Below are 20,885 nucleotides of genomic sequence, written 5' to 3'. Positions count from 1 at the left end.
CTCTCCAGAGGGACCCGATTCACTCTGGCGAGTGAGGTGTGGACGGAGGGCCACACCGGATGCTCGGAGGGTGAATACGACTGAGCGTCCCGTCCCCCGCTGGGCTTACCGCCTGGCACACGCGATCCCGTTCCTGACGTTGCCGTCCGGGCTGTGGCGGCTCGGGCTGGTCTTCGGATCGTCGATGGGCATGCTCGGCACCGACGGCCAGCCGGCCTACCTCGTCGGTTTCGGCGGGAAGGTGTACGTCGTCTGCCTGACGATCTTCTCCGAACTCGTCGCCCTGACCGCGCTCGGCCTGGTCCAGCGCTGGGGTGAGATCGCGCCCGGGTGGCTCCCGCTCATCGGCGGCCGCCGCGTCCACCCGTACGCCGCCATCGTCCCGGCCGTCCTGGGATCGCTGTCCCTGATCGCCATCTGGACGTTCGCCTTCCGCGACGTGTTCACCGACCACTTCATCCCGTTCTCGAGCCCGGGATGGAAGGCGCTGATGATCACGTGCTACGCCCCGCTGTACTTGTGGGGACCAGCTCTCCTCGTGGTCACCTGGGCCTACTACCGGCGCCGGGTCAGCGCGCCCGCGGCCTTGGCTTCAGCGCGATAGCCGGCAACGCCGGGGCCGGCAGCGCATCGCCGTCGTACCCGGGCACCATCGGGAAGCGGTCGTTGCCGTGCGCGGCGATGGCGGACTGCCAGGCGTCGCGGGCGGCGACGATCTCCTCGTGCGAACGGCCGATGAAGTTCCACCACATCACCAACTCCTCCTCGAACGGCTCGCCGCCGAGCAGGAGGAAGCGGACACCGTTGTCGGAGGCAACCAGTTCGACCGACTCCCGGCGATCGCCGAGGTAGGCCATCTCGCCGAAGCCCGGCGCCAGGTCCCCGACCGAGAGCGAGCCGTCGACGATCAGTACGGCGTACTCGTTGGACGGAGTCAGCGGCAACGACAACGTGCGGCCGGGGTCGATGGTGATGTCGGCACCGACGAGTGGGGTGTAAGTCGGTGCGGGTGAGGTGACGCCGGCGACCGTGCCGATCATCACGGTGGCATGAGCGCCGTCGAAATCGAGCGCCGGCAGATCGGCGTACGCATTGAAGGCGGGGGCGACCGTCGTCCGTGCGGAGTCCGGCAGCGCGACCCACAACTGGGCGCCGTGCAGCATCGGCGGCGCGTCCGGCGTCGACACCTCCGAGTGTGCGATGCCGTTACCGGCGGTCATGATGTTGAGCTCGGCCGGCCGCACGAACGCATGCGACCCGACGCTGTCGCGATGCTCGATCTCACCCTCGAACAACCAGCTGACGGTCTGCAGGCTCGTGTGCGGATGCGGCGGGACCAGCATTCCCCGCTCCCCCGGTACGTCGTACGAGTCGACCCGGTGACTGAGATCGTCCGGTCCGTAGTGGTCGACGAAGCACCACGCCCCGACCATCCGGCGGTCCTTGTTCGGCAGCAGGCGCCGTACTTTCGTCGTCCGCCCGAGCACCACCTCGCGCGGCTCCAGCAACTCCAGCGTCGGCCCGTCCCCGTCCCCACACGTGCTGACGACCTCAGCCGGATCCTTCTCCAGATCGCTCATGACGCTGTCCATTCCACGAGTTGCCGCTGATCCCAGGTGTTGATGACGCGGTCGGGAGTGACGCCGCAGTCCTCGGCGCGTTCGCAGCCGTAGACCTGCCAGTCGAGCTGGCCGGGAGCGTGGGCGTCGGTGTCGATCGAGAACATGCATCCGGTCTCGACCGCGAGAGACAGCAGACGCTTGGGTGGGTCGAGACGCTCCGGCCGGGAGTTGATCTCGACCGCCGTACCGAACTGGCGGCACGCCTCGAACACCACCTCGGCGTCGAACTCGGACTCCGGCCGGGTGCCGCGGCCGCCGGTGATCAGCCGGCCGGTGCAGTGGCCGAGGATGTCGACGTGCGGGTTCGCGATCGCGCGGACCATCCGCTCGGTCATCGGCTCGGCGGCCATCCGCAGCTTGGAGTGCACGCTGGCGACCACGACATCGAGCCGGGCCAGGATCTCGGTATCGCTGTCGAGGGAGCCGTCCTCGAGGATGTCCACCTCGATCCCGTTCAGGATGGTGAACCCGTCCAGCTCGTCCTGCAGCCTTTTGTTGAGTTCGGCAACGACCTCGAGTTGCTGCAGACGGCGCTCGCGGGACAGTCCGTTCGCGACGGTGAGCCGCGGTGAGTGGTCGGTCAGGGCCAGATACTGGAGGCCCAGGCGATGCGCCGTCCGCGCCATCTCCTCGATCGGGCTGCCGCCGTCGGACCACTCCGAGTGCAAGTGCAGATCGGCCTTCAACTCCGCGCGCATCGCCGTACCGGCGGTGGTCAGCGCGCCCGCGGCCTCCTCCAGCTTGACCAGGTACGACGGGGTCGCGCCGTCCATCGCCTCGAGGATGACGGCCTCGGTCTTCGGCCCGATCCCCGGCAACTCGGTCAGCGTTCCGGCCCGGCGGCGGGCGCGCACCTCGGCCGCCGGCAGTGCCGCGATGGTGTCGGCCGCGCGCCGGTACGCCTTGACCCGATGCGTCGGCTGCTGGTCGCGCTCGAGGTAGTACCCGATCGCCCGCAACGCCGCCACCGCGTCAGCAACCCCAGCCTTGTCACTCATGCCGTCCATCATGGCAGTGCGGACGCCCAGGCCATCACAAATGCGTCCGTCGAGACCGCCCACGCCGGGGCCGCGCGCCGGGTCCGCGATTGTGATGGCGTGGCGGTCCGGAGAGCTAAGGTCGGGGCGTGGCACAGCGGACGGCCGAAGCGCATCTCGCGCGAGCGGAGCGGTTGCAGAACGCGACCGGGGCGCTCGCCACTGCGGCCATGGCGGCGATGGAGGCGAACCTGCCGTGGTTCGGGAAGCTGTCCGCCCAGGACCGGTCCTGGATCGGCTTGGTCGCACAGTCCGGCATCACGGCGTTCGTCGAATGGTTCCGCGACCCTGACGCGCACTCGTCGATGCCGACCCGGATCTTCGGTTCCGCGCCGCGGGAGTTCACCCGGGTGATCTCGCTGCACCAGACCGTCGACCTGGTGCGGACCACGATCGAGACGATCGAGGACACCGTCGGCGACCTGCTCCCGGCCGAGGACATCCCGATGGTGCACGGCGCGATCCAGCGCTACGCCCGCGAGGTCGCGTTCGCCGCCGCCACCGTCTACGCACAGGCCGCCGAGATGCGCGGCGCCTGGGACGCGCGACTCGAGGCGCTCGTCGTCGACTCGGTGATCCGCGGCGAGGCGGACGAGTCGGTCCGCTCCCGCGCCTCCGCCCTCGGTTGGTCCGGAGCCGCCGGTACGGCGGGATCCGCGGAGGTCGCCGTCGTGGTCGGGCGGGCCCCGGAAGGGACCACCAACGTGGCCGACGCGGTCCGGCACGCGGCTCGCGAGGCGGGCGCCGACGCGCTGTGTGCGATGCAGGGCGACCGCCTCGTGGTGGTGCTCGGCGGGACGAGCAAACCTGTGGAGATCGTACAAAAACTGGCGCACTTTTTCGGACCCGGACCGATTGTCGTCGGCCCGATCGTGAAAGACCTGATGGCGGCCGTGACGTCGGCCCGGGCGGCCGTCGCCGGGCTCCGCGCGGCACCTGCCTGGCCGGGTGCGCCGCGACCGGTCCAGGCCGACGAACTGCTGCCCGAACGGTCACTCTCCGGAGACGGCCACGCGCGCCGCCAGCTCGCCACCGAGGTGTATGGCCCACTCACCGTAGGCGAAGGAGTACTGCTCGACACGGTTTCGGCGTACCTGGACTCCGGCGGCTCGATCGAGGCGACCGCCCGGGCGATGTTCATCCACGCCAACACCGTCCGGTACCGATTGAAGCGTGTGGGCGATATCACGGGCTACAATCCGCTGGACCCGCGAGACGCTTTCACACTTCGTGTCGCACTGGCCTTGGGCCGCCTGCTCAATCCCGAGCCGGGAAGCTACGTTTTGTAGGATCCCTACAAGTGTTGCCCGGTAGAATTCGTGCTGCTTCCCGGGTCGGAACAGGCCCGCCTGAGGGAGAGTTGTCACGTGCTCGTCATCGTCGCGCCCGGTCAGGGTGCCCAGACCCCAGGATTCCTCGAGCCGTGGCTGGAAGAGCCCACCTTCGAGAGCCGGCTCAACTGGCTCTCCGCGGTGGCCGGCCTCGACCTCGCCCACTACGGCACCCAGGCCGACGCCGACACAATCCGGGACACCGCGATCGCGCAGCCGCTGCTGGTCGCGTCCAGCCTGCTGGCCGCGCTGGCGGTGATCCCGCACCCGGCGGACGCCTTCTCCAAGGTCGGCGCCGTCGCCGGCCACAGCGTCGGCGAGATCGCGGCCGCGGCGGGCACCGGCGTACTCACGGCCGAGCAGGCGATGGTGCTGGTCCGCGAGCGCGGGAAGGCGATGGCCGCCGCGGCGGCCCAGACCGCGACGTCGATGACCGCCGTTCTCGGCGGCGACCGGGACGAGGTCCTGGCCAAGCTGGCCGAGCACGGCCTGACCCCGGCGAACGACAACGGCCCCGGCCAGATCGTCGCCGCCGGCACGGTCGAGGAACTGGCCGCACTGGCCGCGGACCCCCCGGCCAAGACCCGGCTGATCCCGCTGTCGGTCGCCGGCGCGTTCCACACCCGGCACATGGAGCCCGCGGTCCAGACGCTGGCGAAGTACGCGACCGCGATCAGCACCCACGACCCGCGGACCCGCCTGATCTCGAACCGCGACGGCCAGGTCGTGCACGACGGCCAGGACGTGCTGCGGCGGCTCGTCACGCAGGTGAACGCACCGGTCCGCTGGGATCTGTGCATGGAGACGATGGCCGATCTCCAGGTGACCGGCATCCTCGAACTGCCGCCGGCCGGCACGCTGACCGGCATCGCGCGCCGGGCGCTGAAGGGCGTCGAGACGTTCGCGCTCAAGACGCCGGACCAGCTCGACGACGCCCGCGCGTTCGTGGACAAGCACGGCAGCCCGTCCGAGATCGACGCCTCGCCGACGTGGCGGCTGCTGGTCGCACCGATGAAAGGCACCTTCACCCGCACCGACCAGGTCCGCCGCGAGTCCGGTGACACCGTCGAGACCGGCGAGGTGGTCGCGAAGGTGAAGAGCCTGCGCGACGAGCTCGACGTGAAGGCCCCGCACGGCGGCATCGTCGTCGAGTGGCTCGTCGAAGAAGGCGACCCGGTCGCCCCGGGCCAGCCCCTGGTCCGCCTGCACCCCAACGGAGGCAACGCATGACTCTGCTTTTGGCCGGGCCTTCGGCGCCGGCAGGGTCATGGGGCTCTACCTCCCGGCCTTCCCTCGTCACTCCAGTCGCTTCGCTCCCTCCGCTCCTCAGTCCAGGCCGGGAGGCCCCATGACCACGATCACTGCTTCGACCGGAGCTACCTACGCCGGGGTGCTCGGTATCGGGTCGTATCGGCCGCGGCGCGTCGTACCGAACTCGGAGATCCTGGAGCAGATCGACTCCAGCGACGAGTGGATCCAGACCCGGTCCGGGATCAAGGAACGGCGCTGGGCCAGCGACGACGAGACCGTCCTGATGATGTCGGTGAACGCGGCCAAGGACGCGCTGGCCGAGTCCGGGATCGACCCGGCCCAGATCGGCTGCGTCATCGTCGCCACCGTCACGCACCTGTACCAGACTCCCGCGATCGCGACCCAGGTCGCCGTCGGTGTGGGCGCGCCGACCGCGGCCGCGTTCGACATCTCCGCGGCCTGCGCCGGCTTCTGCTACGGCATCGCGATGGCCAACGACATGGTCCGCGGTGGCAGTGCGAAGTACGTGCTGGCGATCGGGGTCGAGCGACTCAGCGACATCACCGATCGGACGGACCGCGGGACGGCGTTCATTTTCGCCGACGGCGCGGGTGCGGCAGTGGTAGGCCCGACCGACGAGCCTGGCATCGGCCCGGTCGTGTGGGGTTCCGACGGCACGCAGCACAAGGTGATCAGCCAGAAGGAGTCGTGGCAGGAGGCGGCCGGGAGCTACCAGTGGCCGCACCTCACGATGGACGGCAACCCGGTGTTCCGGTGGGCGTCGTTCGAGATGGCGAAGACCGCACAGCAGGCGCTCGACGTGGCCGGCGTGAAGGCCGACGACCTCGACCTGTTCGTGCCGCACCAGGCGAACATGCGGATCACCGACGCGATGCGCCGGGCGCTCAAGCTGCCCGAGCACATCAAGGTGGCCCGCGACATCGAGCGGCAGGGCAACACCTCGGCCGCGTCGATCCCGCTCGCGATCACCGCGATGCGCGAGTCCGGCGAGGCGAAGAGCGGCGACGTCGCGCTGATCATCGGCTTCGGCGCCGGCCTGGTGTACGCCGCGCAAGTGATCCGCCTCCCGTAGCCCATAGTTGTCCGGGGCGGCTCAGGTGGCCGGCCCGGCTGTAGTCAGCCAAGAGAATCCGAAAGGGAAACCGAGAAGATGGCCAGCACCGAAGAGATCCGTTCCAACCTCGCCGAGATCGTGAACGAGATCGCCGGCATCCCGGTCGAGGACGTCCAGCTGGACAAGTCCTTCACCGACGACCTCGACGTCGACTCGCTCTCCATGGTGGAGGTCGTCGTGGCCGCCGAGGAGAAGTTCGACGTGAAGATCCCCGACGACGAGGTGAAGAACCTGAAGACCGTCGGCGACGCGGTCGCGTTCATCGAGCGCGCCCAGAACGGCTGACACCGCCGTACCCGTGCTGGCCGGTGTTCATCGGGCCCAGGTCCGATGAACACCAGCACCGGCGCACCCACCCCTCGCTCCTGTCCCCGATCTCTCGCAAAGGATGAGGTAAAGATGTCGAAGACCCGAGTCGTGATCACCGGGCTCGGAGCCACCACCCCGCTCGGGGGTGACGTGTCCAGCACCTGGGAAGGCCTGCTGGCCGGTCGCTCCGGCGCCCGGCGGCTGACCGAGGATTGGGTGCAGAACCTCGCGGTCCAGATCGCAGCCCCGGCCGCGGTCGATCCGACCGACGTGCTCGAGCGGGTGAAGGCCCGGCGCCTGGACCGGAACGCCCAGCTGGCCGTGGTCGCCGCCCGTGAGGCGTGGGCCGACGCCGGCCTGGCGGACTCCGGACTGGACAAGGAGCGGCTCGGCGTCGCGGTCGCTGCCGGCATCGGCGGCCTGGGCACCACCCTGACGAACTACGACGCGCTGAAGACCAACCCCCGCCGGGTGTCGCCGCTGGCGATCCCGATGCTGATGCCGAACTCGGCCGCGGCGTACGTGAGCCTGGAGTTCGGCGCGAAGGCCGGTGTGCACGCCCCCGTGTCCGCCTGTGCCTCCGGCAACGAGGCGATCGCGCTCGGCCTGGACCAGATCCGGCTCGGCCGCGCGGACGTCGTACTGGCCGGTGGCACCGAGGGCGTGATCATGGCCCTGCCGCTGGCGGCGTTCGGCCAGATGATGGCGCTGAGCAAGCGCAACGACGAGCCGGAGCGCGCCTCCCGTCCGTGGGACGTGGACCGTGACGGCTTCCTGCTCGGTGAGGGCGCCGGGGTCCTGGTGCTGGAGTCGTACGAGCACGCGAAGGCGCGGGGCGCGAAGATCTACGCCGAACTGGCCGGAGCGGGGATCTCCGCCGACGGTCACGACATCGCGCAGCCGGACCCGACCGGTTCCGGTGCACGCCGGGCGATGGAGCGGGCGCTGGTCGAGGGCGACCTCACCCCGGCCGACATCTTCCACATCAACGCGCACGCCACCTCGACCCCGCAGGGCGACATCGCCGAGTCGCTGGCGATCCGGCTGGCGCTCGGCAAGGACGCCGACCACGCGGTCGCGACCGCGCCGAAGTCGATGATCGGCCACCTGCTCGGCGCGGCCGGTGCGGTCGAGTCGATCGCGACCGTGCTCGCCCTGCACCACCGGGTGGTACCGCCGACGATCAACGTGGACAAGCTCGACGACCAGATCGACCTGGACGTCGCGACGGAGCAGCGCAAACTGGCCGACGGGGACCTCGCGGCGCTGAACAACTCGTTCGGCTTCGGCGGCCACAACGCCGCCATCGCCTTCAAGACAGTATGAGCAGCAAGACGGTATGAGCAGCAAGACGGTCTAGCAGCACTCCCAGCAGTTCCCTTCTCCCCCGGAGGACGCCATGACCACCGCCCCCGCAGCACCCGCACCGCCGAAACCCACCAAGCTGCCCCGCGAGCAGGATCCGCGCAACCCGGTCACCCGGCTGACGAACCTGCTCGACCCGGACAGCCTGGAGCTGATCACGCCGGACAACCTGTCCGGGATGATCGCGGCGCGCGGGACGGTCGCGGGGGCACCGGTCATCGCGTTCTGCTCCGACGCCACGGTGATGGGTGGTGCGATGGGCGACGAGGGCTGCGACGTGGTGGTCAAGGCGTACGAGGTCGCGCGGCAGGAGCAGGTGCCGATCATCGGCCTGTGGCACTCCGGTGGCGCCCGGCTGGCCGAGGGCGTGCTCAGCCTGCACGCGGTCGGCAAGATCTTCTACGCGATGACCCAGGCGTCGGGCAAGATCCCGCAGATCTCGGTCGTCCTCGGTCCGGCCGCGGGCGGAGCGGCGTACGGCCCGGCGCTGACCGACATCGTCATCCTCGGTCCCGAGGGCCGCATCTTCGTCACCGGCCCGGACGTGGTCCGCTCGGTCACCGGTGAGGACGTCGACATGCTCCGCCTCGGCGGGCCCGAGCCGCACGGGCGGCGGTCCGGCGTCGTCCACATCACCACCGACTCCGAGGCCGCGGCCATCGAGCGGGCCCGACAGCTCACGGACCTGCTCGCGAACCAGGGCATGGTCTGCACGGACGTTCCGGACACGGATCTGTCTGGATTCCTGCCGGAGTCGGCCAAGCGTGCGTACGACGTCCATCCGCTGGTCGGAGGGGTGCTCGACGAGGACTCCTCCGTCGAACTGCATCAGCGGTGGGCGCCGAACATCGTCACCACGCTCGGCCGGCTCGGTGGGCGGACGGTCGGCGTGATCGCCAACAATCCGCTCCGGCTGGGTGGTTGCCTGGACGCCTTGTCGGCGGAGAAGGCATCGCGGTTCGTCCGGATGTGCGATGCGTTCGGGGTCCCGCTGGTCGTGCTGGTCGACGTACCCGGGTATCTGCCGGGTGTCGGTCAGGAGTGGGACGGCGTCGTACGGCGTGGCGCCAAGCTGCTCCACGCCTTCGCGGAGGCCGTCGTACCGCGGGTGACGCTGGTGACGCGGAAGACGTACGGCGGGGCGTACATCGCGATGAACGCACGATCGCTGGGCGCGACCCGGGTGTTCGCGTGGCCGCGGGCCGAGGTCGCCGTGATGGGTGCGGTCGCCGCGGTTCGGGTCCTGCACCGGCGCAAGCTGGCCGAGGTCGACCCTGAGCTCCGCCCCAAGGTCGAGGCGGAACTCGCCGCCGAACACGAGAAGATCGCCGGCGGCCTCGACCGGGCCCGCGAGATCGGCGTCGTCGACGAGGTCGTCGTTCCCGAACGGACCCGCTCAGCCCTGGCCACCGCCATCGCGAAGGCCGAGTCCACCGGCACGGTCCGCGGACAGCACGGCAACATCCCGCTGTAGCCGCACCACTCGCCGTGGCCCGTCGGACCAACGGCGTCCGCCGGTGTCCCTGACGCCGGCGGACGCTACAGCCCGGGGCCGATGTCGCCCATTCCGTTGGCCATGCCGCCGTCGGCGATCCGATGAAGCGGACCGGTGATCTTCGCCTCGGAGATGTACTGGGCCCCACCGCCCTGGGCGAAATAGCCTGAGCTGTAGGGCAGGACCGCCTTGCCCGCCTCCCAGTACGGAACCCGGCGGTTGCCGATGACAACCATGCGGACCTCGGGCTCCTCGCCCTCGTGCAGCCGCGCCGCGTCCTGTGCACAGACCGCGATCCTGCGGGTCCCGTGCTTCGGCTGGTTCCAGACGACGTCTGTGGTCGACGGGCCGTGCTGCGGGTTGAAGAAGCACGGCACCCGACGCACCGGCACCGGCTGACCAGCACTCCGCGCGAGCACGCAGACGATCGCGTACCGCCCGGTCGCGAGCGTGTCCGTGATCGTACTGACGTCGTTCGCCGATCGGAGCTTGGCAAGAGCCTGCTGTGCCGCCTCGTACGCCGCCAGCGCCCGTTGATAGTCGAGCCGCCCGTCCGCGTCCAACTCGTCCGCCTGCACCCGCTCCCCCAGCCGGGCCAGCTCCTCCCCGAACTCCGTCACATCTTCCCCGGCCAGCCGCTCGATCTGAGCCAGCTCCTCAGAGTCGACCTTCCGGGCGGCCCGCCGTACCAGCAGTTGCCGCCCAGCTCCGACCAACGCCCCACCCGCCAAGACCACGAGGATCCACTCCATCGACCCACCATAGGTCGGACATCCGCCCACGTCAGCGGCGGTTTGGTCACGACGCACGAAGGGCGCGGACCCTGAGGTCCGCGCCCTTCACGTGGTGCGGCCGCTGTTGTGCGACAACCGGGGGTGTCCCGACACCCGGTGGCCCAGCGGCCACGGCCCCTCCCACCCTGGTGAGATGTCTGATGCTCAGTCTCATCGAAAAGTTCGGGGATGTCCTGCCGTTCACAGCTTTCTTCTGAAGTTCTCAGGAACCGTTCAGACGACCTGGTGAAGCCACCGCACCGGCGCACCGTCACCGGCGTACCGGAAGGGCTCCAGTTCGTCGTCCCATGGCCGGCCCAGCAAGCGTTCGACCTCCTCGGTCAGGTCGGCTTCGCCGCTGACCGCCTTCAGCATCGCCGCCTTCAGCCGCTCCTCCGGCACCATGATGTCGCCGTGGATACCGGTGGTGGCGTGGAAGACACCCAGCGCGGGCGTGAACGAGTACCGCTCGCCCTCGACACCGTTGCTCGGCTCCTCGGTCACCTCGAACCGGAGCTTCTGCCATCCGCGCAGGGCGGACGCCAGCTTCGCCGCGGTCCCCGCCTCGGCCTGCCACGACAGCTCGGCCCGGTACTGACCCTGGGCCGCGGGCTGCGGCGTCCAGTCCAGTTTCACGGGCACGCCAAGGATGCCACCCGCGGCCCACTCGACATGCGGGCACAACGCTGACGGCACCGTGTGGACGTAAAGAACGCCACGAGTCGTCGCCACCGGGACCTCCTGTGCTCGAGGGGCGCCTTCCCCAGCGTTCTCGAACAACCGTCGTCGATACCCGGCGGTACCAGCATCCCACCGGGCACAACCACACCCCGCGGAACACTGCGTACATCTTGCACCACCGCCCCCTCCAACACCAGCAACCTCGCCGTGTCAACTACATCACCGTCGTGTCGCGATTCTGATCAGGCGGAGGAACGCTGAACCAGGCGGGTCGGCAGGATCAGCGGGGTCGGGCGCTCGCCGGCGCTGAGCCGACCTACGGGAAGCGGGTGGCCAGCGCGATGCAGGCTCCGGCGGCGGCCAGGGTCAAGAGCATCGCGATGCCGGCGAACCGGGCGGTGACTTCCTTGTCCACCTTGTCGTAGCCGACCGAGGAGCCGATGTCCTTGTAGACGTCCTTCAGCTCGCCCGCGGACTCCGCGGTGTACGCCTTGCCGCCGGTGGTCTCGGCGATGCTGCGCAGCTCGGTCCGGTCCGGTGGGACGCGCTGGCGGATGCCGTCCATCTCGATGAAGCCGGAGTCGGTGCCGAAGCAGATCGTGTAGATCGGCGTGTTCTTCGCCTTCGCCGCCTGGGCGCCCTCCTGCGCGGTCCGGCCGACCGTGCGCTTGCCGTCGGAGAGCAGCACGATCCGGGCCGGGGCCGGGTCGTTCGGGTGCGCCGGGTCCGCCGGGACCTGGGTGAGCGCCTGCAGCGAGGTGAAGATGCCTTCACCGGTCGCGGTGGACTCGGCGAGCTCGAGTCCGTCGATCGAACGCAGCACCGTGGCCCGGTCGGTGGTTGGCGGCACGATGATGGACGCCGTACCGGCGAAGTTGACCAGGGCCACGTTGAACTTGGCCGGCAACGAGTTGATGAACTCCTTGGCCGACTCCTTCGCCGCCTCGAGCCGGTTCGGCTCGATGTCGGTGGCCATCATCGACAGCGACACGTCGATCGCGACCACGATGGTGGCCCGCTCCCGCGGCACTTTGACCTCGTCCTTCGGCTGCGCGAACGCCACGATGCAGGCGAGCGCGGCCAGCAACGCCAGCGTGACGGCCAGGTGCCGGCGCCATTGCGGGCGGCGCGGCGCGACCCGGTCCAGCAGGGCGATGTTGGTGAAGCGGAGCGCGTACTGCGCCCGGCGGTGCTGGAGGTAGATGTACCCGGCGACGACGACCGGGATGAGGAGCAGGAACCACAACCTGGCCGGAGACAGGAACTGCATCAGCGAGCCACTCCCTTCGGCGGTTGGTGCAGGCGGGGCGCGACTCGCCGGTAGGCGAGGACGAACCGCACGGTGTCGGCGACCCAATCGCGATCGGTCCGCAAGACCAGATGCCCCGCACCTACCCTACGCAGAGCGGCCCTGGTTCGTTCCCGTTGCGCCAGCGCGGCCACCTCGAACGCTTCCCGGACCTTGCGCCGGCGGGTGTCGATCTCCCGCACCGCACCCGTCTCCGGGTCACCGATCGTGACGACGCCGATGTTGGGCAGCTCCAGCTCCCGCGGGTCGACGACCTCCACCGCGAGGACCTGGTGCTGCGCGGTGAGCTTGCGCATCGGGCGCTCCCAGGACGGCTCGAGCCGGCTGTCGACCTCGCCGTCCTCGGGCGTGAGGAAGTCGGACACGATCACCCGGAGACCACGCTTGCGCTGGGTCCGGGCCATCGACTCGAGCGCGGCGGCCAGGTCGCTGCGGTGCGCTTCCTCGTCACCGCTGAACTGCTCGGCGAGCAGTGCCCGCAGCAGACCGTAGAGCGCGAGCCGCCCGGACCGCGCCGGCCAGCGCCGCAGTGCCGAGTCGCGCAACATCAGGCCGCCGAACCGGTCCCCCAGCCGGTGGGTCAAGAACCCGACCGTGGCGACGGCCGCGACTGCCAGCTCGCGCTTCTCGAGTTGCGACGTACCGAAGTCCATCGACCCGGACAGGTCGACCAGCGCCCACGTCTCGAGCTCACGGTCCGCGATCAGGTCCCGGACGTGCGGGATCGTGGTCCGGGCGGTCACCGCCCAGTCCATCCGCCGTACGTCGTCGCCGACCTGGTACTCGCGGGCCTCGGCCAGCTCGGTGCCGGGACCGGGCAGCAGGCCCAGGTGCTCTCCGTGCAGATAGCCCTCGAGACGCCGTACGACGGTCAGCTCGAGCCGTCGGAGCGCACGTTCGGGAGCGAGCTGCGAGATCGTCATCGCAGCTCGTGGATCGGGGCGGTTGGGCATCAATGCTCCGGACCAGGGGGTGCTTGAGTGATTGCGGCGTTCAGGTGCGTGCATCGCGGTGCCGGACGAGCGTCCTCGATGCGGAGCATCGTGGATGCTCGGCTGGTGCCGTGAGGTGCGTGCCTGGGCGTCGCAAGCGCCAAGCACCCCCTGGTCCGGAGCATCACACGAACTCCGGGCGGCCGGTGCCGTCGGCTCCGTCGCGCCAGACGGGCTGCGGCGGCGGGACGGTGGCCAGGATCCGCTCGATCACGGCCCGCGGGTCGATGTTGTCCGCGACCGCGTCGAAGGTGAGGCCGAGCCGGTGGCCCATCACGTCGAGAGCGACCGTCTGGACGTCGCTCGGCAGCAGGTAGTCCCGGCCGTGGATCAGCGCCAGCGCCCGGCCGGCCGCGATCAGGCCCAGCGTCGCGCGGGGGCTGACGCCGAGCTCGATGATCGGCTCCAGGTCGGGCAGGTGGAAGTCGGACGGTGTCCGCGTCGCCATCACCAGGCGTACGGCGTACTCCGCGACCAGGTTGTGGACGAAGACCTGCTCGGCGGACCGCTGCAGTTCCATGATCGTCTCCGGCTTGAGCACCTGCCGCGGCTCCGGCGGGTCGACGCTCATCCGGCGGAGGATCTCGAACTCCTCGTGCCCCCGCGGGTGCGGTACGTCGATCTTGACCAGGAAGCGGTCCCGCTGCGCCTCCGGCAGCGGGTAGACGCCCTCGGACTCGATCGGGTTCTGGGTGGCGATCACGATGAACGGCTTCGGCATCGGGAAGGTCTGGCCGCCGATCGACACCTGCCGCTCGGCCATCAGCTCCAGCATCGCCGACTGCACCTTGGCCGGGGCCCGGTTCACCTCGTCGGCGAGGACGAAGTTCACGAACGTCGGGCCGAGCTCGATGTCGAACGTCTCCCGGGTCTGCCGGTAGATCCGGGTGCCGACGATGTCGGAGGGGACCAGGTCAGGGGTGAACTGGATCCGGGCGAAGGTGCCGCCGACCACTGAGGCGAAGGTCCGGACCGCGAGCGTCTTGGCGACGCCGGGAACACCCTCGAGCAGGCAGTGACCCTTGGCGAGCAGCGACACCATCAGGGTCTCGACCATGTGCTCCTGGCCCACGATCACCCGCTTGACCTCGCTGATCGCCTCGCCGATCAGCCGGGACTGCTGGGCCACCGATCCAGCCGGCACAGTGGTTTCGGTCATGCCTGTCCTTCCGGGGTCCGCGCTCGGACCTTGTCATTCCCCACTTCACGCAACACCGGTCATTCCATCAGATCCCCGGGTCCCCCGGGCGCACGGCCCACCAGGGTGCTTCCCCATCCTCCCCGGTTGATCAAGTCGCCGCACCCGACCCACTTCGCGCCGACTTTGTGCACGGGATCCGTACGTCGCTGCCGTCGCCGTACGGATCCCGTGCACAAAGTCGCCGGGGGCTGGGCTCCGGGTGGGCTGGGTCTGGGTCCGGGGGGCCGCGGTCCGGGTGGGCTGGGGCCGGGGGTCCGGGTGGGCTGGGGCCGGGGGTCCGGGTCGCCTGGGTCGGGGTTCGGGTGGGGTGGGCCGGGGGTCCGGGTCGTCTGGGGCGGGGTGCGGTTGGGGTGGGGCGGGGCTGTGAGGGCGGCTGTGGCGACAGTGCTACCAGGGATGTGGTGGGATTGGGGGTGATGACTGCGACCGAATCACAGGCCGAGGTGCGGTCGGCGGAGACGCCGGACGACGCGCCCGCGCGGGTGATTCCGGCGGCGCTGCCGTTGCAGCCGGAGGATCCGCCGCGGGTCGGCGAGTTCTGGCTGCGCGGGCGGCTCGGGGCGAACGCGGCCGGCTATCTGTACACGGCCAGTGACGAGACCGGCCGTGACGCAGTGGTCGCGATGATGACCGAGGGGTCCGCGGACGACGCGGCCGCCCGGGAGCGGTTCGTGAACGCCGTCGACGACTTGCCGACCGAGGCCGTCCTGGCGCACAACGATTCCGATGACGACGACCTCGCGCTGTGGGCCGCGATCGGGCCGATCCGATCCGACGACGGGACGAGCGCGGCGTCGGACGAGCGGCTGATCGCGGAGCGTCGCGGCGAGGAGGTGCTGTCCGCCGTCCTGATGGACCGGGTGCCCCAGCTCGGCCGTTTGCGCGGGCCCGACTTCCGGCACTACTGGGAGAACCGGCGCCGTCCGGGCCTGTTCCGGATCTGGCCGCTGCCGTGGCCGGCCGTGCTGCGCCCGGCGTCGCGATTGGCGCTGGTCCTGGCGCTGTTGATGATGGCGGTCATCATGGCGCTGGCGGTGTTCCTGGCCTGGCTGCTGTTCCGGCATGCCCAGCCGCTGGAGCCGGAGCCGGTGATCCCGACGCCGACCGGCACGGTCACGGTGACGATCACCCCGACCACCCCGCCACCGGGCACCGGTTCCGGTTCCCCGACGACGGGCACGACGCCGAGCCTGACGCCGTCGCCGCTGCCGACCAGCGGGATCCCGACCGACGTCCCCAGCTCACCGGGATCGCCGGGCTCCCCGGGCGACAAGTTCTAGGACAGCAGGCGTTCGAGTTCGGGATCGCGCCACAATTGCGCCGGCACCGGCTGCCGGACCAGCGCCGCGTCCGCCCGGATCTCGGCCGGCGTCGAGGCCGCGATCAGTACTGACGTGACCGCGGGATGCCTGCTGGGAAAGGCGAGTGCGGCCTGCGGCAGGGACACGCCGTACCGCTCGCACACCGCGGAGATGCGGCGCGCCTGAATCGCCGCGGGGTCGCTCGACTCATCGGCTTGCAGCACCTGCGGCGTCAGTACGCCCGACACGATCACCGACACCCCACGCGCCAGGCAACGATCCAGCAATGGCGCCGCAGACTGGTCTAGCAGCGAATACTGCCCGGCGAGCAGCACGCAGTCGAGCTCGGCATTGCGCACCAGTCGATCGAGCTGTCGCCAGTCCGCCGACGCCGCCCCGATCGCCTTGATCACACCGTCGCCCCGCATCTCGTCCAGTGCCGGGTTCGGCGCTTTGTCCTGGGCGAGCACGAGGTCGACTGCGAGCCCGAGCCGCTCGCTGCTCGCCCGCACGGAGGCCCGGGCGTCATCGCCGGCCACCTTCGTGGACACAATGAACTCACTGCGGGGGCGCCGCTGCAACGCCGTACCCAGTCGCGCTTCGGAGTCGCCGTACGACGGTGAGGTGTCGAAGAACCGGATACCGGCCTGGTACGCCGCGTCGACGGTGGCGATCGCGGTCGCGTCGCCGTCCGGGCCCGGTGACTCGCCGAGATGCGATCCGCCGAGCCCGAACCGGGGAGGCCGGAATCTGCTCATCGACCGAGGCGCGAGCGCGTGACTGGGAGCGGCCATCGCACGGTCACCTCCCTGGTCGATGCTACTTACAGGATCCTTGGTGTGCGACGTGTTCGCATCCCGAGCGTCCGGGCCGAACGGCGGCTGTTCCCCCGGTGTCACGCCAGCCGCACAAGAGTCCGCGCGGGATCGAACACTCACGCCGTCGGGACGGTGATCCAGGATGGGTCGGCCGCCGGTGAGCTGAAGGTGACTGAGGTGCCGATCGTGCTGTGGCCGAGATAGCGCGGGTCTACCGTGTCGACCACCAGGATCAGGTGATGACCGGCGGGGACCTCCCAACTGGTCGCCTCCAGTCTGAGGTCGATGGGCAGCGACTTGCCTGGGGTCGCGCCGCGGAGGGTGAACGGTTTGTGCGAGATCAGTGAGCCGACGCCGAGCGAGTCGACGTCGTACAGGTAGGCGAACAGCGACGTGTCCGGACCCGTGGGCTTCACGGTGAGATGGAGCTTCGGTGTCCCGTTGACGACAGTTGCACTGGTCGAGATCGGACCAGACCAGACCCCGGCGAACGACCTGTCCACCAACGGCGTCGCGACCCCGGTCGGAATCGACAGAAGCCCTTGCAGTGCGCCCGAAACCAGCGCCACCCCGCTGTCCGCGATGGTCGGTACGCCGGCCTCGATCCCACTCGTCCAGCCCGTCGACGACTGCGGTTGCAGAGCGCCGGTCCGCGACAACCCGCCCGGCTTGGTGAGGTACGACGTATGCGATTGTCCGACCGCGGCCCAGCTCGGGTAGCCGCGCCAGACGCCGCGCTGCGACTTCAGTTGGACCGGCGCCTCGGTGTCAGCGCCGTTGTCCGCGCCGGTGAGGTAGTGCCGCAGCCAGGCGGTGAGCTCGTCCCAGGTCTCGTTGGGCAGGCCGATCGCGCCGGTCACCTCGGGGGTGGCGTGATCGCCATGGGCGAGCAGCAGCCGCTTCGGGCCGGTCAGCCGGGTGAAGAAGTCCGTGTACTGCGACGGCGGGAAGATCGAGTCCTCGAAGGCGTTCGCGAGAAAGACGGCCGGGTGGTTGGCGTTGATCTGGTCGACCATTGTCGCGGCCGACCGTTGCGGCGCAAGTTGTCCGGCCTCGGCGATCGCGCCGTCGAAGTCGCCCGTGACGAACTTCGTCTGCAGCGACGCCATCTCCGGACCGGGCCGGCCGGTGATGTTGCCCAGGGCAAGCAGTCCGGCGACCGACTGGAGCGCGACGGTGTCGTTGGGGTCGAGGGACGCGATCAGGTCGGCCCAGCCGCTCATCGCGCCGACCGCCTTGATCCGTGGGTCCTGCGCGCTCGCGAGCAGCGACGTACCGGCGCCGTACGAGATCCCGACCGCGGCGACCCGGCTGGTGTCGGCCGGGGTGTGCTGATCGGCCCAGTCGATCACCTTGGTGACGTCGGCAACGGTCGGCGGGCCGGCGATGTCGATGCAGCCACCGGAATCCCAGAAGCCACGACTCGAGTACGCGATGACCTGGACCCCGGCGGTCGCCAGCTTCGTCCCCTGACCGACGTACTCGACGTTCGGCACACCCCAGCTCGACGGCATCACCACGAGCGGGAACGGCCCGTCACCCTGGCCGGTCGGCGTCAGTACGACGGCGCCGAGCGAGATCCCGTCGGCGCCGGGGATGCGCTGGTACGACGTACTGAAGCCTGCCCCGGTCTGGTCGGCGTCCGCGCGGGAGCCGACGGTGAGCAGGATGACGGCGACTGCGACGGCGGCTGCGAGTCTGCGCACGGGGCGACCTCCGGCTTGGGATTACCGGAGGGTAACCACAAAGTTGGCCCTGTGTCACTACTTTGGCACGGTGAGTGCCGGATCCACGCCGGTCGCCTCGACCGACCACTCCCAGAGCCGCTTGGCGAGCTCCGGGTCCTGCGCCGTCTGGCTGGGCAGCACGATCTTCGGGGCACCGCGGTACTCGAGGAAGCCGGGACCGACGTACGAGCCGGGGCGCAGATCGGGGTTGGTCGCCGCATAAAGGCTCGGCCAGGCACCGGCGGCCGCGGACTGCGCGAACAGCCGGTTCCCGACACCCATCAGCTTCACCATGAACTCCTGCCCCGCCAGCTCCGGGCCGGCCGCCTGCAGGTGAGTGGACGCGTAGCCGGGGTGGGCGCCGGCGCTCAGCAGGTTGACGCCGGCGGCCCGGGCGCGGCGGTCGAGCTCGAACATGAAGAGGAGGTTGGCGAGCTTCGACTTCCCGTACGCGTCCCACTTGCGGTAGCCGCTCGCCGGGCGGCGCAGGTCCTCCCGCGTGATCCCGCGAACCGTCTTGTGCATGAAGGAACTGACCGTCACCACCCGAGGATCCGGTGCCTTCAGCAACAACTTGAGGAGGCGCCCCGTCAAGGCGAAGTGGCCGAGATGGTTGGTGCCGATCTGCAGCTCGAACCCATCCGCGGTCTGCCCGTACGGCGGCGCCATCACGCCGGCGTTGTTGACCAGCAGATCGAGCTTGTCGTAGCTCTTGGAGACCTCGTCGGCCGCCTTCTCGACACTCGTGAGGTCGGCCAGATCCAGCTCGACGACCGTCGGCTCCCGTCCGGACGCCTGCGCCAGGTCGGTCGATGCCTGGGCGGCCTTCGCGGGATTGCGCGCCGCGACGAGCACGTCGGCGCCGTGTCTGAGCAACTCGAGTGCGGTCTCGTAGCCGAGGCCGCTGGTGGCGCCGGTGACCAGCGCCCGTCGTCCGGTCAGGTCAGGGATGTCCGCCGTACTCCAGGTCATGCGCCCACGGTAGCTGTGGGCGCACAACCTGGTGTCACTACGGGAGAATCTTGCGGTCCTGGAAGGCCTTGGTGACCTGAGCGGCCGCGGGCTTTCCGTAGAGCAGGCGAGCGGCCTGGACGACGTTGCGGGCCGCGGCGGCGAAGTCGGTGTCCGGCGCGTAGAAGAACGTCGACTCCAGGATCACCTTGTTGGCCTTGTTCCGGCCGAGGGCCTGGTGGATGTCCCAGAGCGCGTTCGACCAGATCTCACCGTCGTCGTGCACCTCGCCGGTCATGTCGTCGGTGGTCTTACCGGTGTCGGTGCGACGCAGGCAGTGCGGCTCGGTGGACGTGTACGACGTCGCGTCCCAGTCCATCACGCACGGCAGGTTGAAGCCCTTGCTGACCGGCACGGACATGGTCACGGCCCAGTAGTCGCCGAAGCCCTCACCGATCGCGCCGCCCTCTTCGGTCTCGCCGAAGCCCGGGACGATGTCGTCCTGGATCGCGTGACCGTACTCGTGCCAGATCACCTCGGCGTCCTCGGCGTCGTCGACACCGCCGTCACCGGTCGTGATCATGTCCGTCGACGGGTCGTAGAACGAGTTGTCGTCGCGGATCGTGTCGACGGAGAAGTCCTGGGACTCGTTGTTCGCCTCGGTGAAGCCCAGCTGCTGGATGTACTCCTGCGCCTGGTTCACCTGGTAATACACCATCACCTGCTCGAACTTGTTGTTCGCGCGCTGGTAGACGAACGTGTTGGTCTTGCTCTGCGCGAGCCCGCCGTTGCCTTCCTTGATGTTCACGAAGGCGCCGTTGAGCTTGCCGGAGCCGTCCAGATTGCGCAGGACCACGTTCTTCTGCGCGAGGAACAGGACATCCTGGTTCTTGTCGTTCATGTCGGTCAGCTTCTCGTTCTTCTCGCTGACCACCGGGTTCGGGTCGAAGACCGAGCCGCGGCCGTCGACGTTGTCGCTGACCACCTTCGACTCCACCACCGAGCCGGTGTCGGCGTCGACCAGCGAACGGCTGACGCCCTCGGCCGAGCGGGACGTGACGGCCCAGACCAGGCGCGCGTGCGGGCCACCGATCACGGCGAGTTGCGCCGCGCCCTGGGACGCGGCCGGCGCCTGCGGGGCGCTCTTGCCCGGCGCGGCGATCCGGGCCCGCTGGGCCTTGGCGGTGACCACGGCATTGGCCGACTGGGTCGCCGTCGCGGGCGTCACCTTCGCACTCACGTCCAGGTTCGCCGGTACGGCGTCCCGTCCGTCGGCGATCTCTACTCCGCCACCGGTGGTCACGTGCTTGGCGTAGTACCCGTCGATCACCGGCAGGCCCTTGAAGGTCTGCTGGTACCAGTAGTGCTTGCCGAGCAGCGACGTCTTGGTCTTGATCAACTTGAGGTCGCCCAGGCTGTTGGCCTCCGGCGCGGCCCCTGCGGCGCTGGTGAAGGACAACCCGAGCGAGATGGTGGCCAGTCCGGTGGTGACGGCCACGACCGCCTTACGGCGTTTCGTCATACGTTCCCTTCCACGTTCATGTTGCGTAACGCATCCACTACGGTCCGTCGAGACCCTAGTTCGGC

19 protein-coding genes are annotated in these 20,885 nt (G+C 69.7%); 8 read left to right on the top strand and 11 right to left on the bottom strand.

The genetic code is table 11. The features are described from left to right. Window positions 1-70 precede the first annotated feature (70 nt). On the top strand, window positions 71-604 hold the full coding sequence (locus OG558_RS27555) for a hypothetical protein (RefSeq protein WP_405065602.1): 534 nt from the start codon (window positions 71-73) through the stop codon (window positions 602-604). On the opposite strand, the gene OG558_RS27550 is transcribed toward OG558_RS27555, so the two are convergent. Next, entirely contained in the window at window positions 570-1,580 is a 1,011-nt protein-coding gene (locus OG558_RS27550) for a pirin family protein (protein ID WP_405065601.1), read from the bottom strand. The genes OG558_RS27555 and OG558_RS27550 overlap by 35 nt on opposite strands. Continuing rightward, window positions 1,577-2,620: a PHP domain-containing protein gene (locus OG558_RS27545; protein ID WP_405065600.1), complete on the bottom strand. Its 1,044-nt coding sequence runs from the start codon at window positions 2,618-2,620 to the stop codon at window positions 1,577-1,579. Before OG558_RS27545 ends, OG558_RS27550 begins: the two co-directional genes overlap by 4 nt. Before the next feature lie 128 nt (window positions 2,621-2,748). Between OG558_RS27545 and OG558_RS27540 the strand changes: the two genes are divergently transcribed. The 6 genes from OG558_RS27540 (at window position 2,749) to OG558_RS27515 (ending at window position 9,524) form a co-directional block, all read left to right on the top strand. Next, entirely contained in the window at window positions 2,749-3,948 is a 1,200-nt protein-coding gene (locus OG558_RS27540; RefSeq protein WP_329475502.1) for a helix-turn-helix domain-containing protein, read from the top strand. Window positions 3,949-4,026: 78 nt separating this feature from the next. Beyond that, on the top strand, window positions 4,027-5,220 hold the full coding sequence (locus OG558_RS27535; RefSeq protein WP_405065599.1) for an acyltransferase domain-containing protein: 1,194 nt from the start codon (window positions 4,027-4,029) through the stop codon (window positions 5,218-5,220). A 118-nt stretch (window positions 5,221-5,338) separates the two neighbouring features. Beyond that, a complete protein-coding gene (locus tag OG558_RS27530; protein ID WP_405065598.1) occupies window positions 5,339-6,334 on the top strand; it encodes a beta-ketoacyl-ACP synthase III in 996 nt (331 codons plus the stop codon). A gap of 78 nt (window positions 6,335-6,412) precedes the next feature. Next, a complete protein-coding gene (locus tag OG558_RS27525) occupies window positions 6,413-6,661 on the top strand; it encodes an acyl carrier protein (RefSeq protein WP_130446978.1) in 249 nt (82 codons plus the stop codon). A 114-nt stretch (window positions 6,662-6,775) separates the two neighbouring features. Beyond that, on the top strand, window positions 6,776-8,011 hold the full coding sequence (fabF, locus tag OG558_RS27520; protein ID WP_329475499.1) for a beta-ketoacyl-ACP synthase II: 1,236 nt from the start codon (window positions 6,776-6,778) through the stop codon (window positions 8,009-8,011). Between the two features lie 73 nt (window positions 8,012-8,084). After that, window positions 8,085-9,524 carry a carboxyl transferase domain-containing protein gene (locus tag OG558_RS27515; RefSeq protein WP_405065597.1) on the top strand — a complete coding sequence of 480 codons (1,440 nt, stop codon included), beginning with the start codon at window positions 8,085-8,087 and terminating at the stop codon, window positions 9,522-9,524. Window positions 9,525-9,589: 65 nt separating this feature from the next. Here OG558_RS27515 and OG558_RS27510 read toward each other — a convergent pair whose 3' ends face one another. From OG558_RS27510 to OG558_RS27490, 5 genes are all read right to left on the bottom strand, one after another. Continuing rightward, entirely contained in the window at window positions 9,590-10,297 is a 708-nt protein-coding gene (locus OG558_RS27510) for a hypothetical protein (protein WP_405065596.1), read from the bottom strand. A gap of 255 nt (window positions 10,298-10,552) precedes the next feature. Then, window positions 10,553-11,050, bottom strand: coding sequence for a DUF3145 domain-containing protein (locus tag OG558_RS27505; protein ID WP_329475496.1), 498 nt, complete (start codon window positions 11,048-11,050; stop codon window positions 10,553-10,555). 265 nt (window positions 11,051-11,315) lie between these two features. After that, the gene (locus OG558_RS27500) at window positions 11,316-12,269 is read right to left on the bottom strand and encodes a VWA domain-containing protein (RefSeq protein WP_329475495.1); all 954 of its coding nucleotides are present in this window, start codon (window positions 12,267-12,269) and stop codon (window positions 11,316-11,318) included. Beyond that, window positions 12,269-13,231 carry a DUF58 domain-containing protein gene (locus OG558_RS27495; RefSeq protein WP_329475494.1) on the bottom strand — a complete coding sequence of 321 codons (963 nt, stop codon included), beginning with the start codon at window positions 13,229-13,231 and terminating at the stop codon, window positions 12,269-12,271. Before OG558_RS27495 ends, OG558_RS27500 begins: the two co-directional genes overlap by 1 nt. A gap of 193 nt (window positions 13,232-13,424) precedes the next feature. Next, window positions 13,425-14,459, bottom strand: coding sequence for an AAA family ATPase (locus tag OG558_RS27490; protein WP_405065595.1), 1,035 nt, complete (start codon window positions 14,457-14,459; stop codon window positions 13,425-13,427). A 458-nt stretch (window positions 14,460-14,917) separates the two neighbouring features. On the opposite strand from OG558_RS27490, the gene OG558_RS27485 reads away from it, so the two are divergent. After that, entirely contained in the window at window positions 14,918-15,781 is an 864-nt protein-coding gene (locus OG558_RS27485) for a hypothetical protein (protein ID WP_405065594.1), read from the top strand. Here the strand turns inward: OG558_RS27485 and OG558_RS27480 are convergent. From OG558_RS27480 to OG558_RS27465, 4 genes are all read right to left on the bottom strand, one after another. Continuing rightward, window positions 15,778-16,560: an aldo/keto reductase gene (locus OG558_RS27480; RefSeq protein ID WP_405065593.1), complete on the bottom strand. Its 783-nt coding sequence runs from the start codon at window positions 16,558-16,560 to the stop codon at window positions 15,778-15,780. The genes OG558_RS27485 and OG558_RS27480 overlap by 4 nt on opposite strands. 176 nt (window positions 16,561-16,736) lie before the next feature. Then, window positions 16,737-18,326 carry a CocE/NonD family hydrolase gene (locus tag OG558_RS27475; RefSeq protein ID WP_405065592.1) on the bottom strand — a complete coding sequence of 530 codons (1,590 nt, stop codon included), beginning with the start codon at window positions 18,324-18,326 and terminating at the stop codon, window positions 16,737-16,739. Window positions 18,327-18,383: 57 nt separating this feature from the next. Further along, on the bottom strand, window positions 18,384-19,319 hold the full coding sequence (locus tag OG558_RS27470; RefSeq protein ID WP_405065591.1) for an oxidoreductase: 936 nt from the start codon (window positions 19,317-19,319) through the stop codon (window positions 18,384-18,386). Window positions 19,320-19,356: 37 nt separating this feature from the next. Further along, window positions 19,357-20,820 carry a M36 family metallopeptidase gene (locus OG558_RS27465; protein ID WP_405065590.1) on the bottom strand — a complete coding sequence of 488 codons (1,464 nt, stop codon included), beginning with the start codon at window positions 20,818-20,820 and terminating at the stop codon, window positions 19,357-19,359. Between the last annotated feature and the right edge of the window lie 65 nt (window positions 20,821-20,885).

It is taken from the genome of Kribbella sp. NBC_01510 (assembly GCF_045040325.1).
Taxonomy (GTDB): domain Bacteria; phylum Actinomycetota; class Actinomycetes; order Propionibacteriales; family Kribbellaceae; genus Kribbella.
Note: the sequence above shows the minus strand (reverse complement) of the source record. Positions and strands in the feature narration are given on the sequence as shown.

What these genes read in the sequence shown, in the direction of transcription:
- OG558_RS27515 (WP_405065597.1), top strand. Translation starts at nt 8,085, where the DNA reads ATGACCACCGCCCCCGCAGCACCCGCACCGCCGAAACCCACCAAGCTG.
- fabF (WP_329475499.1), top strand. Translation starts at nt 6,776, where the DNA reads ATGTCGAAGACCCGAGTCGTGATCACCGGGCTCGGAGCCACCACCCCG.
- OG558_RS27525 (WP_130446978.1), top strand. Translation starts at nt 6,413, where the DNA reads ATGGCCAGCACCGAAGAGATCCGTTCCAACCTCGCCGAGATCGTGAAC.
- OG558_RS27485 (WP_405065594.1), top strand. Translation starts at nt 14,918, where the DNA reads ATGACTGCGACCGAATCACAGGCCGAGGTGCGGTCGGCGGAGACGCCG.
- OG558_RS27470 (WP_405065591.1), bottom strand. Translation starts at nt 19,319, where the DNA reads ATGACCTGGAGTACGGCGGACATCCCTGACCTGACCGGACGACGGGCG.
- OG558_RS27510 (WP_405065596.1), bottom strand. Translation starts at nt 10,297, where the DNA reads ATGGAGTGGATCCTCGTGGTCTTGGCGGGTGGGGCGTTGGTCGGAGCT.
- OG558_RS27495 (WP_329475494.1), bottom strand. Translation starts at nt 13,231, where the DNA reads ATGACGATCTCGCAGCTCGCTCCCGAACGTGCGCTCCGACGGCTCGAG.
- OG558_RS27490 (WP_405065595.1), bottom strand. Translation starts at nt 14,459, where the DNA reads ATGACCGAAACCACTGTGCCGGCTGGATCGGTGGCCCAGCAGTCCCGG.
- OG558_RS27550 (WP_405065601.1), bottom strand. Translation starts at nt 1,580, where the DNA reads ATGAGCGATCTGGAGAAGGATCCGGCTGAGGTCGTCAGCACGTGTGGG.
- OG558_RS27480 (WP_405065593.1), bottom strand. Translation starts at nt 16,560, where the DNA reads ATGAGCAGATTCCGGCCTCCCCGGTTCGGGCTCGGCGGATCGCATCTC.
- OG558_RS27500 (WP_329475495.1), bottom strand. Translation starts at nt 12,269, where the DNA reads ATGCAGTTCCTGTCTCCGGCCAGGTTGTGGTTCCTGCTCCTCATCCCG.
- OG558_RS27545 (WP_405065600.1), bottom strand. Translation starts at nt 2,620, where the DNA reads ATGAGTGACAAGGCTGGGGTTGCTGACGCGGTGGCGGCGTTGCGGGCG.
- OG558_RS27465 (WP_405065590.1), bottom strand. Translation starts at nt 20,820, where the DNA reads ATGACGAAACGCCGTAAGGCGGTCGTGGCCGTCACCACCGGACTGGCC.
- OG558_RS27530 (WP_405065598.1), top strand. Translation starts at nt 5,339, where the DNA reads ATGACCACGATCACTGCTTCGACCGGAGCTACCTACGCCGGGGTGCTC.